This window comes from Chitinophaga sp. (genome assembly GCF_019236475.1).
In the GTDB taxonomy this organism is placed as follows: Bacteria; Bacteroidota; Bacteroidia; order Chitinophagales; family Chitinophagaceae; genus Chitinophaga.
On sequence record NZ_JAFAIX010000012.1, the window covers coordinates 602,711 to 617,720 of the forward strand.

At 44.2% G+C, this 15,010-nt stretch carries 14 protein-coding genes; 5 read left to right on the forward strand and 9 right to left on the reverse strand.

The genetic code is table 11. The annotated features are described in order from the left end of the window. Nucleotides 1-13: 13 nt before the first annotated feature. Genes paaD through paaA form a run of 4 tightly spaced genes read right to left on the reverse strand, consistent with a single transcriptional unit; the run spans nucleotide 14 to nucleotide 2,701 of the window. Nucleotides 14-505 (reverse strand): 1,2-phenylacetyl-CoA epoxidase subunit PaaD, encoded by a 492-nt coding sequence (gene paaD / locus JO154_RS18700; RefSeq protein WP_291948319.1) that lies wholly within the window; start codon nucleotides 503-505, stop codon nucleotides 14-16. A gap of 32 nt (nucleotides 506-537) precedes the next feature. Then, nucleotides 538-1,302 carry a 1,2-phenylacetyl-CoA epoxidase subunit PaaC gene (gene paaC / locus JO154_RS18705; RefSeq protein ID WP_291948321.1) on the reverse strand — a complete coding sequence of 255 codons (765 nt, stop codon included), beginning with the start codon at nucleotides 1,300-1,302 and terminating at the stop codon, nucleotides 538-540. Continuing rightward, on the reverse strand, nucleotides 1,292-1,672 hold the full coding sequence (gene paaB / locus JO154_RS18710) for a 1,2-phenylacetyl-CoA epoxidase subunit PaaB (protein WP_291948323.1): 381 nt from the start codon (nucleotides 1,670-1,672) through the stop codon (nucleotides 1,292-1,294). The genes paaC and paaB overlap by 11 nt, the downstream gene beginning before the upstream one ends. A 30-nt stretch (nucleotides 1,673-1,702) precedes the next feature. Next, nucleotides 1,703-2,701 carry a 1,2-phenylacetyl-CoA epoxidase subunit PaaA gene (gene paaA, locus JO154_RS18715; RefSeq protein ID WP_291948325.1) on the reverse strand — a complete coding sequence of 333 codons (999 nt, stop codon included), beginning with the start codon at nucleotides 2,699-2,701 and terminating at the stop codon, nucleotides 1,703-1,705. Nucleotides 2,702-2,851: 150 nt separating this feature from the next. On the opposite strand from paaA, the gene JO154_RS18720 reads away from it, so the two are divergent. Both JO154_RS18720 and JO154_RS18725 read left to right on the forward strand, forming a co-directional pair. Beyond that, nucleotides 2,852-3,466, forward strand: coding sequence for a hypothetical protein (locus JO154_RS18720; RefSeq protein ID WP_291948327.1), 615 nt, complete (start codon nucleotides 2,852-2,854; stop codon nucleotides 3,464-3,466). 71 nt (nucleotides 3,467-3,537) lie between these two features. After that, nucleotides 3,538-4,980, forward strand: a complete 1,443-nt coding sequence (locus JO154_RS18725; RefSeq protein WP_291948329.1) for a S41 family peptidase — start codon at nucleotides 3,538-3,540, stop codon at nucleotides 4,978-4,980. 75 nt (nucleotides 4,981-5,055) lie between these two features. Here JO154_RS18725 and JO154_RS18730 read toward each other — a convergent pair whose 3' ends face one another. The 4 genes from JO154_RS18730 to JO154_RS18745 all read right to left on the reverse strand — a co-directional run bounded on the left by JO154_RS18730 (nucleotide 5,056) and on the right by JO154_RS18745 (nucleotide 10,493). Then, on the reverse strand, nucleotides 5,056-5,958 hold the full coding sequence (locus JO154_RS18730; protein WP_291948331.1) for a M20/M25/M40 family metallo-hydrolase: 903 nt from the start codon (nucleotides 5,956-5,958) through the stop codon (nucleotides 5,056-5,058). Nucleotides 5,959-6,008: 50 nt separating this feature from the next. Then, a complete protein-coding gene (feoB, locus tag JO154_RS18735) occupies nucleotides 6,009-8,141 on the reverse strand; it encodes a ferrous iron transport protein B (protein WP_291948333.1) in 2,133 nt (710 codons plus the stop codon). Nucleotides 8,142-8,312: 171 nt separating this feature from the next. Beyond that, nucleotides 8,313-10,118, reverse strand: coding sequence for a PspC domain-containing protein (locus JO154_RS18740; protein ID WP_291948335.1), 1,806 nt, complete (start codon nucleotides 10,116-10,118; stop codon nucleotides 8,313-8,315). A 36-nt stretch (nucleotides 10,119-10,154) separates the two neighbouring features. Continuing rightward, nucleotides 10,155-10,493 carry a PadR family transcriptional regulator gene (locus tag JO154_RS18745; RefSeq protein WP_291948337.1) on the reverse strand — a complete coding sequence of 113 codons (339 nt, stop codon included), beginning with the start codon at nucleotides 10,491-10,493 and terminating at the stop codon, nucleotides 10,155-10,157. Between the two features lie 334 nt (nucleotides 10,494-10,827). On the opposite strand from JO154_RS18745, the gene JO154_RS18750 reads away from it, so the two are divergent. The 3 genes from JO154_RS18750 to JO154_RS18760 all read left to right on the forward strand — a co-directional run bounded on the left by JO154_RS18750 (nucleotide 10,828) and on the right by JO154_RS18760 (nucleotide 13,749). Next, nucleotides 10,828-11,124, forward strand: coding sequence for a hypothetical protein (locus JO154_RS18750; RefSeq protein WP_291948339.1), 297 nt, complete (start codon nucleotides 10,828-10,830; stop codon nucleotides 11,122-11,124). A 233-nt stretch (nucleotides 11,125-11,357) separates the two neighbouring features. Beyond that, nucleotides 11,358-12,992, forward strand: coding sequence for a SulP family inorganic anion transporter (locus JO154_RS18755; RefSeq protein ID WP_291948341.1), 1,635 nt, complete (start codon nucleotides 11,358-11,360; stop codon nucleotides 12,990-12,992). Between the two features lie 82 nt (nucleotides 12,993-13,074). Then, nucleotides 13,075-13,749, forward strand: a complete 675-nt coding sequence (locus JO154_RS18760) for a carbonic anhydrase family protein (protein ID WP_291948343.1) — start codon at nucleotides 13,075-13,077, stop codon at nucleotides 13,747-13,749. 123 nt (nucleotides 13,750-13,872) lie between these two features. Here the strand turns inward: JO154_RS18760 and JO154_RS18765 are convergent, their stop codons facing one another. Next, nucleotides 13,873-15,006, reverse strand: a complete 1,134-nt coding sequence (locus JO154_RS18765) for a methionine aminotransferase (RefSeq protein WP_291948344.1) — start codon at nucleotides 15,004-15,006, stop codon at nucleotides 13,873-13,875. Between the last annotated feature and the right edge of the window lie 4 nt (nucleotides 15,007-15,010).

Sequence of the window (15,010 nt, forward strand, 5' to 3'; positions counted from 1 at the left end):
CCTGCAATCCTGCTTAGTCCAGCGGCTTAAAGTGTTCAAATATCTGTCCGCAAGACTTACAATAATGGATAGCCCGACAAAGCGTAGAACCAAAGGGGGCCCGCAGATAAGTGTCTGTACTTCCGCAGTGAGGGCAGGGTACAGCTACAAATAATTCTTCACTCACGCCATTCAGGACCTTTCGAGGAGGGGCGATTCCAAAGGCGCTTAATTTTTCTTTTGCTTCCGGGGAGATGCGGTTGCTCTCCCATGCAATATGTTTATCCACAATAACAGTAACGGATATATGAAGATCCGCTTCCAGCTTTTCACGAATATTCCTTTGAATATAGGTAACAGCGGGGCAAGCGGCAAATGTGGGAATCATGTGTACCTCTGCCCCGTTGTCCGTCATCGTAACGGAAGTGATCATACCCAGTTCCAACACGTTTAATACGGGGATTTCCGGGTCCATCACTTGTTCGAGTGACTTATAAACATCTTCTATAGTAATCTTACTCACCATGTCGGTTTTCTTTGCTTCTTAACTGACAGCTATTACCAGTTGGCATCTACGTCTAGGTTAAACACCTCTCCCATTTCTTTCAGCAACGGCGCAAGATAGGCAGTATGTTTCCCCTGACGTCCGCCGTAGCCTGGTGTGAGCCCTGCCATATCAGGTAGATTCAAGGAGGATTTTACCAATACAGGATAAATACTCTCCAACCAACGAGTATAGAGTTCCTTTTCACCTGGATAAACTTTCTCTGCGATTAGGATATCTTCATAGTCTTTGCTAGGCTCAAAGATGCCTGCTGCCAGGCCAATAATTTCATTCAGGGCTGTCTGCATCCTGTCGTAGCTTTCTTCTCCACCTTTGCCCAGTTGCATTACCCAAGCATTAGCATGAAGGGTATGGTATTTCAGTTCTCCTTTCACTTTTTTGCTGAGGTGTTGGAGTGGTTCAAAGCTGCTGTCTTGCAGACTTTCATACCTAATCGCCTCTGCATGGTCGAAGAGAAAATGCCGCATCAGGCTGAAATCATAGCCAGCATTAGGTAATTCTACCAAGTGGCTACATTTGAAATCCTTTTCAGCACGGCAGAAAGCGAACATATCGGCAGATTGTCCGATGAGTTGCTTTTCTTCCATGATATTATACAACGCCCATGCATGACCGATTTTATCCTGGGCCATACTGGAAAATGCAATATCTTCTTCCATTACCGGACCTAATCCGGTCCATTCAGAATTACGATGACCTAAAATCAGTTCATCGTCCGCCATTTTCGTGAGGAGGTCTGTAAGTGCTTTATTTAACATGGTTGGTAGTGCCTTTGGATTGTTTGAATTTGTTGATTTTCTCCATCACTTTAAAGCCGCTGGCATCGCGATATGTCTTTTCCATATTGGTGGCAAACATATCTTCATCTTCTGAATCAAAAGCCAGGATATCAGCGCTTCTTACCACCCATAGGTTAACGCATTTTTTCCGTCGGCCAAATTGTTCTTTCGCAAAGATCAGGGCCATCTGAGGGTCTGGTGCGTGTACACAGCCTACATGTTCGTGGTGAGCGCCTCTTTTCTCTTGGTGAAAAACTTCATACACATTCCAGTTTTCTCCTGCTTCTACCTTTATTACTGCCGTAGGATCACCTAGTTTTAATCTGTTTACACGTGGATCTAATGACATGATTGGTTCTTGGTGTTGATGTATAAAAAATTAAGCTACAGGCATTGCATGCTTTTCCGTTGGTTGCATAAGGGCTTTACGTACCCATCTGCCATGTTCTTCTGCCCATTTACGTACTTGCAGACGCTCTTGATTGCAAGGGCCGCCGCCATTGATAACGCGGAAAAACTCATCCCAGTCTGGATCGCTGTACTCCCAGCGTCCTGTTTCCTCATTTTTATGCAATGCCGGATCAGGTAATGTCATATCCAGTTCCCAAATTTTAGGAACATAGGTATCCAGGAATTGATTACGCATATCATCATTGCTGGCCATTTTCACTTTCCATTCCATCAGCTTTTCACTGTGCAGTGAGGCTTTATCCGGAGGGCCAAAGAAATGCATAATTGGTTTCCACCAACGATTGAGGGCATCTTGCAACATGGCTTTCTGATCAGGTGTTCCTGTGGCCAGTTCAATAAATGCATCCTGTCCTTGTTTTAAATGGAAACTCTCTTCGTAGCAGATACGTTCCAAGGCCCTGCAATAAGGACCATAGGACCCTTTGGAGTTGGCTACCTGGTTCACAATAGCAGCCGCGTCTATCAGGAAACCAATGACAGTAACATCCGCCCATGTTTTGGCTGGATAATTAAATACATTGGAATATTTAGATTTTCCGCTGAGTAAGTCATTGATCATTTCTTCCCGGGTTTTGCCCAGGGTTTCAGCGGCATTATACAGCAACTGACCATGACCTATTTCATCCTGAACTTTAGCGATAAGTGCCAGCTTACGTTTGAAGCCTGGCGCCCGGGTGATCCATGTGCCTTCGGGTAATGCGCCAATGATTTCAGAATGAGCGTGTTGTTCAATTAAACGGATGAGCTGTCTGCGATATTCGGTAGGCATCCAATCGCCAGGTTCTATCTTTTCTCCCCTTGCGATACGTTCTTCGAATGCAGCCAGTTTTTCCGGCTCATCATGGACCTTTTCTTCCCTCAACTGTTTGTTGTTGGGTTCATCAAAAATATATCCTCCGCCGTACATAGTGCGATTGTTTTGGTCGAATCGTAAATTACGGAAAAAAGCGCGGTTTCGGTCGAAACGGATTGTTAAAAACCCTAATTTTATCTGGGTGTATTATCTATGCTATCGCTCTCTGTAATACTATGCTGGGTGCTACTTTTTCCATCTAAAATGGGGGAACGACCACACACTGCTAACCGTACTTCTCGTACAGTTGTGCAGTTGGATTTTCATTTCCAGGAGCAGCCTTATACCCAAAATTCAGATACACTGTATTATTCCTCCTATCGTCATTTGAAATGGGATGATTTTCAGGGTACTCCATCTCCCAATGGCCCCAGTGCAGCAGTGTCATATACTAGTTTTGCCTATGAGGGTAGCAGTAGATTATATAAAGATACCCTGCATATTACGCTGCTGTTACAGGTGTTTTTTGTTAAAAGTGCCAGTTGGGTAAGACCCGGTTATCAAACGGAATATGGCCTTGCACATGAACAACTGCATTTTGATATTACCCGGTTGGTAGTGGAACGCTTTAAACAACGATTAAAACAAACCGCATTGAACCGGGACGATTATGATAGTGTTATACAATATCAATACCTCGAAGCGTTTAAAGAAATGAACAGGTTTCAATATGCCTTCGACCGTGATACACATAGCGGAATGAATGCCGCCGCACAGGCAAAATGGAGAGATAAAGTAACAATGGGCCTCAAAAACAACGGTAACTTACCTGAAGAACTGGGGAATGATATTAACAGGATTCCTTTCAGACAAAATTAAACGTTGAGGTTTTTTTATCGTTTAACCTGTTACGTTAGCTGTAAACCAAATTTCATGCTTAAATTGTACATATGCAATCAAAATCTATGTGGCGGATGTTGACCGCCTTTACCCTAATGCCCCTCCTGTTTGCCGCCTGCAAAAAGGATATGGCCCGCAACAATGGTACTACTCCCGGTACTGGTGTAGTCTCCAGCAATGACAGTATATACGACGTCTTTAAAGATATTTACCTCTGGACAGACGCTGTTCCAGACTCCGCTACTTTCAAACCAGATAGCTACTCCACTCCATTTACGATGTTTGACTCCCTGAAAGGCTTCAAAAAGAACGCCAACGGAGCCAATCTTGATAAGTACAGTTTCCTGGATAATGGTACTGTAGCACAGGTACTTTCCGGACATGCGGGTGATTTGGGTTTCCAAGTGGGATTCCAAACTGCCACTGAACTGCGTGTAGTATACGTATATCCAGGTTCTCCGGCTGATCTTGCAGGGGTGAAACGCGGCTGGAAAGTGACTTCCATCAATGGCACTTCCAGTTTCCAATATGGTAACCAAGCTACCTATACGCTGCTGGATAACGCCTTCGGTGCTGCATCTGCTAATTTTGTTTTCACCAAAACAGATGGCACAAGCCAAACCAGCACCATCACTGCGGCACAATACAATTTGAATCCAATCCTTTATAATAACATCTTTACCCTCAACGGTACGAAGGTGGGTTATATCGTTTTCAACTCTTTCGTTGCCCTGAATGTAGTACAGTCCCAGTTCGATAATATCTTCCAGAGCTTTGCCGCTGCTGGTGTATCCAACGTGATCATCGACCTCCGTTATAATGGCGGTGGTGAAGTGGCCACTACAGAATACCTGGCCAATAAATTGGCTCCAGCCTCTGTGACGAATAAACTGATGTACTCTACTCTGTTCAATGCAAATGTTACTGCTGGTAAATTTGGTTGGCTCTTCTCTTCTATGAAAGCTCTCCCGGATTATCCACAGTACAACTGGACTGATATCTTCTATTCTGAAGCCACTACTTATGCTAAAACTAATTTTGGTACTACCGGTTCACAGAATATCACCAAGCTGTCTTTCATTGTTACTGGCAATACTGCTTCTGCTAGTGAATTACTGTACAATGTACTGCTGCCGTCCATGACTCCTCGTCTGGTGGGTCGTACTACTTATGGTAAACCAGTTGGATTTATCGCAGTACGTATAGGCGTTAATGATATGTATTGCATCAACATGCAATCCCTCAACTCTGCCGGCAACGGAAGTTACTTTAATGGCCTCACGCCGGATGTAAACGTGCAGGATGATTATACCAATGATTGGGGTAGTTTCTCTGATCCAATGTTGCGAGCAGCCCTCACGGATCAGGGTATCCCTGCCAGCGCACTGGGTCGTATCGCTTATGCGGAAAGCCTGAGAACTGCTGAAATCCCAACCTTCTTTACCAAGGCCAACCAGTTTAAAGGCATGGTAACCCATTACAGCAAACGATAAAAATAACCTTATAAAAAGAGCGGCGGCGCCTGGTGATGTACCAAGCGCCGCTGCTTATTTTTTATGAAAATTGGCTTATTTCTGCCAATTTTGATCTAATTCACGCACTACATCGAGTATAGTCTTCACTGAACGGAAATAAAAACTGTGGTTAATCCGATCATACTCATCTGTTACTTTATGGTAATCCGGATGGTCTTCTACTCCAAAATAGATAAAAGGAATTTTCGCTTCGTAGAAAGGTAATTGATCACTTTGAGGAATCCAGTTGTCGTGCCCAGCATCAGGTGCATCATGCCCAATGATCAGTTTTACGCTGCTGGCAGCAGCTACTTTTTCCACATAGGGTTTTAGCGCTGGCTCTACTCCCGGTCCACAGGCATATAGCTCATTCTTATCATTATGGGCAATCATGTCCATATTAAGGTTCATGAAGATATTCTCTCTTGAAATAGGCGGATGCTCTACAAAATCTTTTGCACCCAATAGTCCCATTTCTTCCGCATCTGTAGCGAGGAAGATCAGGGTATGTTTGGGCGGATGTGCCTTGAAATACTTGGCAATAGCCAAGAGGCCACCAATTCCGGAGGCATTATCATCTGCACCGTTGTAGATGCTGTCGGTAGCGGGGGCTTCGTGTCTCCCTATACCTAAATGATCATAATGAGCGGAAATCACAATTGCCTGAGGAAGCTGCCCTGGAATATATCCATACAGGTTGGTTCCCATGATGTTACGTTCTCCTACCTTGAAGTAGAAAGGATATTCATAACTGTCATGAAAAGCGGAAATCCCGATTTCCTTGAATCTGTCAAGTATGTAGAACTGGGCTTTGCGACTTCCTGGAGTACCGGTTTTACGGCCAGCATAGGAGTCAGCAGAAAGGGTACGTATATCTTTCATTAAATGGGTGGAATCCACCTGAGCTATCGCCGGGGCGGTTAGCAACACCCTTGCACAGAGTAACAGCCATTTCATAGCACGAAACATTTCTTGCAATGTACATGATTATTACGCTGTGCAGCTATTTATTTGAGGACCTGAAAAGCAATTAAACTGAAGACATAAGCCAGGCCGGTCATATAAACCAATTGGAACAATGGGAATTTCCAGGATTTGGTTTCTCTCCTGACAATGGCCATGGTACTCATACATTGCATCGCAAATGCATAGAACAACATCAGCGCAATGCCCGTTGCAAATGTATATACAGGTGTACCATCTGCCCGCTTGGCTGCTGCCATCTTTTCCCGTAGAGTGGCGTTATTATCATTTGGATTCTCTCCTACGCTATACAATGTAGCCATTGTTCCTACAAACACTTCACGGGCAGCAAAAGAAGTAATCAATGCGATGCCCACTTTCCAATCAAAGCCCAACGGCGCAATGGCCGGCTCAATGGAATGTCCGAGGATACCTGCGTAGGAATTGGATAATTTTTCTGATTGGAACTGGTGATTCAAACTGTCGGCCTGTGGCGACTCCTTCGGCACCGCTGCCATCAACTGTTCATACTTTTGATGGATAGGTTGCATTCTCTTTGTTGGGCCATAAGAAGCCAGGAACCAGAGAATAACAGATATCACCACAATCACTTTACCCGCATCAGTAATGAAGATCTTAGATTTTTCCAACATGGTGATACCCACGTTCTTCCAACGGGGAGCCCGATAAACAGGCAATTCCATGATGAAATAGCTTTTCTCTTTGATCCGTACAAACAGTTTCATTACCGCTGCTATCAGGATAGCCATGAAGAAGCCAAGGAGATATAATCCCATCATCGCCAATCCTTGCAATCCCAAAATGCCGAATATGCGCTTATCTGGTATCACCAAGGCAATCATTACCGTATAAATAGGCAACCTCGCCGAACAACTCATCAACGGCGTTACCAAAATAGTGATCAGTCTTTCTTTTTTGTTTTCGATAGTTCTGGTGGCCATGATCGCAGGCACCGCACAGGCTACGCCACTAATAAGGGGCATCACAGATTTACCGTTCAGTCCCACTTGACGCATCAATCTATCTGTGAGGAAGCTAATACGCGCCATGTAGCCGCTGTCTTCCAATATCGTGATTAACCCGAAAAGGATGGCAATCTGCGGAACGAATACCGCAAATCCACTGACACCCGCTAGGATACCATTTATGAATACATCCGTTATTTGATTGTTTGGCAGCACGCTTGTCAGCCAGCCGCTCATTTGGCCAAATCCAGCTTCGATCCAGTCCATCGGATACTTTGCCAGCCAGAATATACTCTGGAATAGCAGGAACATCACCACCAACAAAATCACATATCCCCAGAAACGGTGCAGGAGCAGGTCGTCGATTTTTTCTGAGCGGAGCTGCTTTTGCAAAGGATCAGCTTCTACCACTGTAGATTTCATGATATGCTTAATGCGGGCATATCGTTGCATGATCTCTTCCGCTTGCACTTTGGTTTTGTTGAATTGATTGGTTTGTAGTGCATTTTTGATGGCCAGTTTTTGACCACCATTGAGGAAGTTCAACTCATCGCTGTTTACTGCCACATGGAGTGCAGCATAATCACTTCTGGAGTTAGTATATTTTTTTACTTCTTCGATTGATTCTTTAGCCAGGCCGATATTGTTGATAAAATCACGGGCAGGAACTGCATGATTGCCTTTGGAAGACTGCTCGATGAGTTTTTTCAACTCTGTTACCCCTTTATTCTTACGCGGGTTGATGGCCACCACGGGCACTCCCAACTCTCTTTCCAGTCCATCCAGATCGATTTCCACGCCTTTTTTGCGGGCAATATCCATCATGGTAAGGGCAATAATCACCGGCATTTTCAGGTCGATGATCTGAGAACAGAAGAGGAGATTACGTTTCAGGTTGGAGGCATCGGCAACAATAATCACCAGGTCAGGGGCTTCGGTAGCATTTACATTGATGAGGACATCATAAGTCACGTATTCATCGGCGCTTTTCGGGTACAGACTATAAGTACCTGGTAAATCAATGACATTGGCAGCAAGTCCGGGAGCAATATTTGCATGACCCGTCTTTTTGTCAACCGTCACGCCCGGAAAGTTACTAACCTTCTGGTTCAGACCTGTGAGAACATTGAAAAGGGAGCTTTTTCCACTATTCGGATTTCCTACCAGCGCGATGTTTAATGATGCCTGCATTCCTTACCTATCCTGTTGTTTAGATTTTTGGCAATTGCCGAATGCGCAAAGTTAAACATTAATAAGGAGGGGTAATGATCAAATCGGGAAAAAAGCAGGAAGGCGTAAAAAAGAAAGAGGGTCGTAGTATATACCACAACCCTCATACGTATCATATTGGTTTATTGTAAATTATCCTTTCATTTGCATGGTAAAAACACCCAATAGGTTAGAGAAACCATCTACAATTACTCTCTTTTTTTCACAAATCCTTTTGTTTTCTGTAGCTGGCACCTCTGGTTCGGAAAAACTGCTATGGTAATGATAGTTTTTTTCCAGGGAATCTTTATCGGATGAAGGTGTTGTACTATCATTGGAATCATCTTTTGATTTTTCCTTGTCTTCCTTCACACCTTCTGGGGTAACGATCACTTTTGTGTTTCCGTTATCTGAATCCCAATCATTATTGTCATAGAAATCTTCGCCTACATATCGGTGGCCGTTGATGAATCTATGGGAGAAAGTGCGTCTCACGTCATTATCCATCTCCAGGTTTTTACCTTTTGGTACTCTCAGTACAACAATAACGCGTTGTACACGGTATTTCGCATCTGGGGCGAGGCCAAATCCATGAGGGATCAGGAGTACAGAGTCTTGCTGTTGCAGGTTGAAGAGAATTTCCTTCGCATTGTTGGTGGCAGCGTCCATATTGCGGCCTTTGGCATAGCGAATCACTTGTACTGCAAAGCTATCGTTAGTACTTTGTTCTACACGTAAGCGGATATCATTGATAACAGTGGTATCGCTAGTGATACGCAGGTCTTCGTCGAAGATGCCAAATTCGAAGTCGCGATCATCATTGTAGGCATAGTCGCTTGGTGCTACTTTCACCGTCAAGGTATTTCCTTTCGGCTGTGAGAGTGCGAAGGTTTCTTTTATAGTGGCGCTTCTGCGACCTTCATGGACCAGGCTGTTGGCCAGCAATCCGGCTGCGATCAGACCTATTATCCAGAGGAATCCCAGGGTTGGCGCTACAAAGCGAACGGATTGTTTGGAACCGGTAGCTTTACGGACGATGAAGATAATCAGTGCCAGTACTGGAATACCAATCAGTAAGCCGGTGCTTAACCAGAAGAGTATTACCTGGATACTAGAAGAAAAAATCAGGTGTTGGAGCGGAACGATGGCCGCGGAAGAAACGATGAGTGCAATGCCTACAACAACTAAGCAGAACAACATTACTACCGAAAAGAATATGAAGAAGCTTTTGGTAACAAAAACGATCACTTTACCCAGGCCTCGTGTCAGGCTAAGGAAAAATCGTTCAATATCGTTACCTATTTGCCTTCCGCGGCCTTGAGAAAAATTTCGGATATCATTTCCGGCTTTGTTGAACTGATTTTTAACATTGTGCATTTCTTCTTGCACAGTGGCTTTGATATTATTCAGGTCGACCTTCTCTCCTCTCATTTCCAGCTTTTCAGCGGAAGTTTCCGCATATGGAGCAGAGATCCATAATACGATGTACACCACTGCCATGGCTCCGAAAGAACCCAGGATAGCCAGTACGAAGATGATACGGAAGATTACCGGATCCAGGTTAAAGTAGGCACCCAGACCACCGCAAACGCCACTCAGCACTTTGTTTTCCGGATCGCGGTAAAAACGCTTACGCGGGCGCTGGTCCGTATTATATGTAGCTCCAGCGGTTTGCTGTTGCTGATCTTTAGGCGCGTCTTCATCGAACTGTTCTGGAGTGCCCATAGAATGCTTTACCGTTTCCACGTCGTCGTCGGTAATGCAATGTGCACCAGCTTTCAGCTTATCCTGAAACAATTCAGCAATACGGGATTCTATGTCCAATACGATTTCATCCCCACCTTCCTCTTTCGCGAAATAACGCTTCAGACTGTCCAGGTACTGACGAAGCACCTCGTAGGCACTATCCTCGATGGGGATAAGTCTGCCGGACAAGTTTATGTTAATAATCTTTTTCATTTCGTTTTTGGGTTTAGGCTTTAGGTAAAAGGTTGATTAAATGGTACTTGTATCTTGTGTTAACTGGTGCACGGCATTCGCCAGTTCATTCCAGGTTGTCTCCAGTTCCTTATAGAATTGTTCTCCTTTATCGGTCATGGAGAAATATTTACGAGGAGGTCCGGAACTGCTTTCTACCCAGCGGTATGTTAGAAGTTCCGCATTTTTCAATCTTGTCAATAAAGGATAAAGTGTGCCCTCCAAGATATCCAATTTAGCCTCTTTCATCTTTTCAATGATATCAGAAGGGTAAGCTTCTCCTTGCTTGATTATGGACAAGATGCAGAACTCCAGCACTCCTTTCCTCATCTGCGATTGTGTGTTATCTATGTTCATGGCAAGTGAGCTTTTGGTGATCTATTATTTTTAAAAGTTGGTCTAGCTATTTCAACCTTAGGACACAAAGATAGGAACTTTATACTACTATGCAATACACAATACCATAGAAAGCAAAATAACTTGCTTTAAAAGTTACCTATCCATACAGCCCAAAAGCATATCCATCAAGGGAATTGTCAAACACATTATTGTATTTACTAATTTAATTAATTGGGATGAGCGGTAAAATGATAGGGATGAAATACAGTCTATTCGCTTTAACATTTTTTTAATTATGCTGATTTATAATTTGTCATTCTCCTCATTTACTTTTGTAACAACGGTTTAACACATGAAGAAAGCGATCGGCATATTCCTGCTGGCACTCCTGGTGTCTCAGTTCCTCCCTATCAAGGAGGTCGGAAAGCTGCTGTTCAATAATCAGATTGTGGAAGAACATCCGATAGATGCAGGACATGATCATGTGAAGATGGCGAAAGAATTAAAATTCTGTAGTATCACTGATGATCTGTTAGGGTGGCATCTCGCTAAAGAATTAAAAGTAACCCGTTTTCATTCCAACGAAAATATACCTAGTAGTCCTTCTCAGGAAATACACTGTCCCCCTCCCAATGGCTTCATGGCCTAATACATAGTTCACTGTACGCTATCAGTACAGTATTATTTTCATTCTATTTTCTATTTAACGCTTTTTTGTCGCTACGCGCGCAGGCTCTGCTGTATTCATATATCTGTATGTGTATACTAGGATGGTCTTGTCGTACTCTGTAGCTCATTGTTTCTGTTGGTATTACTTCCACGGTTGCCGCATGCTATGCTGCTATCCGAGAGTGTCATTCCTACAATGAAAAATCTATTGCCATGAACAAACAGACTTCCATTTTCTCCAATATAAAAGGCGACCTGTCTGCAGGTCTTGTAGTTTTCCTCATTGCAGTGCCGTTGTGTTTAGGTATTGCCCTGGCCTCCGGCGCCCCGCTGTTTTCCGGCATGATAGCCGGCATTGTAGGCGGTCTGGTTATTGGATTCCTCAGTGGCTCACAGTTGAGTGTCAGCGGCCCAGCCGCCGGTCTTACCGCTGTAGTATTGAGTGCTATCACCAAACTGGGAGGATTCGATATTTTCTTGCTCAGTGTAGTCATTGCCGGTGCCATCCAACTGGTATTCGGCCTGATCAAAGCAGGAACAGTAGCGAATTATTTCCCTTCGAATGTGATTACCGGGATGCTAACAGCCATTGGGATTATCATTATCATGAAACAATTGCCGTATGCATTCGGGTATGATAAAAGCAGTGACAATGTCTATGAATTCATAGATGCAGAAAATACTTTGCTCGCAGCTATTAACCATATCAGCTTAGGGGCTACCATTATAACCGTCATATCTATTCTTATTATTCTGTATTGGAGCAAAGTACCCAAAGTCAGTATTGTGCCGGCGCCACTGGTGGCTGTAATTGCAGGTATCCTGCTAAATATGGCTTTCTCAGGCAGCGCCGTGCTGGCTCTGGGGGAAAATCATCTGGTGAGATTGCCAGTGCCACAGGGATTCAACGACTTTCTAGGTCAGTTTACCCTCCCGAATTTTGCGGCTATTACGAATAAGGAAGTCTGGATTACTGCCATCACAGTAGCGATTGTGGCATCTATAGAAACTCTATTGAACGTAGAAGCAACAGACAAATTGGATCCTTTGAAACGCTACACCTCTCCTAACAGAGAATTAAAAGCGCAAGGGATTGGGAATATCGTTAGCGGTTTGATTGGAGGTTTACCTATTACTTCTGTGATCGTTCGTTCCAGTGCCAATATCAATGCCGGCGGCCGTACTAAGCTTGCCAGTATGGCACATGGTGCGCTCTTACTGGTGTGTACCGCACTGATCGCGCCTTTTCTGAACATGATACCACTGGCTACTCTAGCAGCAGTACTGTTGGTAACCGGTTATAAACTTTGCAAGATCTCCATCTTCAAGGAAATGTTCAAGAACGGTAAATATCAATGGGTACCTTTCGTGGTAACAGTTGTGGCCATCGTTTTCACAGATCTCCTGATCGGTATTGCTTTGGGAATGGCGGTTAGCGTACTGGCTATCCTCCGTGGTAATATGAAAAGTTCCTACTTCTTCAAAAAAGAGAAATACCAACATGGCGATAGTATCCGACTGGAACTGGCGCAGGAAGTTTCCTTCCTGAACAAAGCCAGCATTCTGCTGACACTGGACCACCTGCCATCCAATACCACCGTTATCATAGATGCTACTAAAACAGCCTATATCGATTTCGATGTATTACAGACGATTAGGGAATTTAAGGAGATAAAAGCCCCTCAGAAAAATATGCAAGTAGTGCTCACCGGATTCAAGGAGGTCTATAATATTCAGAACTCTCCCAACCTGACGGCCGAGCAACAATCAAAATTAACTAACGGACATGTACATACGATCGCGTCCGGAAATCATAATGACCTGCTAAAAGAGTTACAACTCAATTAAGATGCATAATGATGATAAGGAGAAACCCCACGGAAACCATGCCCTTTTCATCAGCGATTATTAACACATAAAAATGAAAAAAATGAAAACACTTGATAAAATAGCACAATCGAATATTACACCAAGACAAGCTCTGGAACTCCTCAAAGCTGGCAATATCCGCTTTGTGGAAAACTTACGTATCAATCGCAATCTCCTGCAGATGGTGAATGATACCTCCAACGGACAATGGCCCATGGCGGCCATTGTTAGCTGCATGGATTCCCGTACATCGGCGGAGTTGATCTTTGATCAGGGGCTCGGAGATGTGTTTAGTATTCGTTTGGCCGGCAACGTTATATCTGAAAATGTACTGGGTAGCTTAGAATATGCCTGCAAGGTAGCCGGATCCAAATTCATAGTGGTGCTAGGACACAGCAAATGCGGCGCAATCAAAGGCGCCTGCGACGCAGTAGAATTGGGCAATCTCACTGCTCTTCTGAGTAAAATTGCACCTGCTGTATTTGCAGAAAAAACGATTACGGAAAATCGGAGCTCAGATAATCATGCTTTTGTAGAAGCTGTTTCAAAAATACACGTGGAACGCTCTGTACAAACGATTATGGAACAAAGTGTTATCCTGCGAGATATGATTCTCAAAGGGGAAATAGGCATCATCGGTGCATCCTACGATGTGGAAACCGGCGTTGTCGCTTTCATGGACCATACATTGGTACTGGAAGGAATAATGGAAAGCGCGCCTGCAGTAGCGGTATAATCCCGGCGCCTTTTATATCAACAGGGAATGTCTGTGTTCAATAAAAGGAGGCGTTGATAACCGTCTCGAAACAATCTTTTTAGGGGTGATTGTGTAGAGCGGTTATTAACAGCCTCCTACTTTTTATATGCGGGACAGTCGCACTGCAGCCTGTTCCAGCGTTTCTTTCTTTTTCGCAAAACAAAAACGCACTACATGGTCGTCTTTCCCATTCTCATAAAAAGCAGAAACGGGAATGGATGCCACACCAAACTCTTTGGTAATGCGGGTTGCAAACGCTTTATCTCCTTCATCCGAAATACGATCATATTTCATCAATTGGAAATAACTGCCTTTGCTGGCAAGTGGGGTAAACCTGGTATCACGCATCAGTTCCAGGAAGTAATCTCTTTTCTCCTGGTAAAAGGCCGGCAGCTCCAAGTAATGGGAAGGTGTTGCCAGGAATCTAGCCAATCCATGCTGCATGGGCGTATTCACTGAAAAGCAGAGATACTGATGTACTTTCCGATATTCCTGCATCAGGTGCTTGGGAGCGATACAATATCCCATCTTCCAGCCGGTATTGTGAAATACTTTTCCAAAGGAAAAAGTTACGAAGCTATTCCTGAAAATATTCGGATAGCGCAATATGCTGAGATGCTGTGCACCATCATACACCAGGTGTTCATACACTTCGTCAGATAATACCAGCAAATCAAATTCCGCTACCAGTTTTTCCAATTCAAGGATATCTTCTGCTTGCAGAATGCTACCGGTAGGATTATGCGGTGTATTAATCATGATCATGCGGGTGCGCGGCGTGATTTTGCTGCGTACCTCCTGCCAGTTGATACGATAGTCAGGGAAAGACAAGGGTATCAGTACTGGCTTTCCGCCATTGACAAGTACATTCGGAATATAACTATCGTAAGCCGGTTCAAAGATGATCACTTCATCACCAGGATGGATATACGCTGCAATCGCAGTATAGATCGCATAGGTTCCGCCTGGAGTAATAGTGATCTCCGTTTCCGGATCTACTTGTGGTCCGTAAAGGGCCGCTACTTTTTCCGCGATGGCAGTGCGCAATGCAGGTAATCCCGGCATGGGAGCATACTGGTTATACCCTTGTTGCATGGCCTCATTTACCATTGCTTTCAGTTCATCACTGCAGTCGAAATCAGGGAAGCCCTGCGACAAGTTGATGGCCTTATGTTCAGCCGCCAGGGCTGACATGACGGAGAATATCGTAGTGCCGACGTTAGGCAGTTTGGACATGACA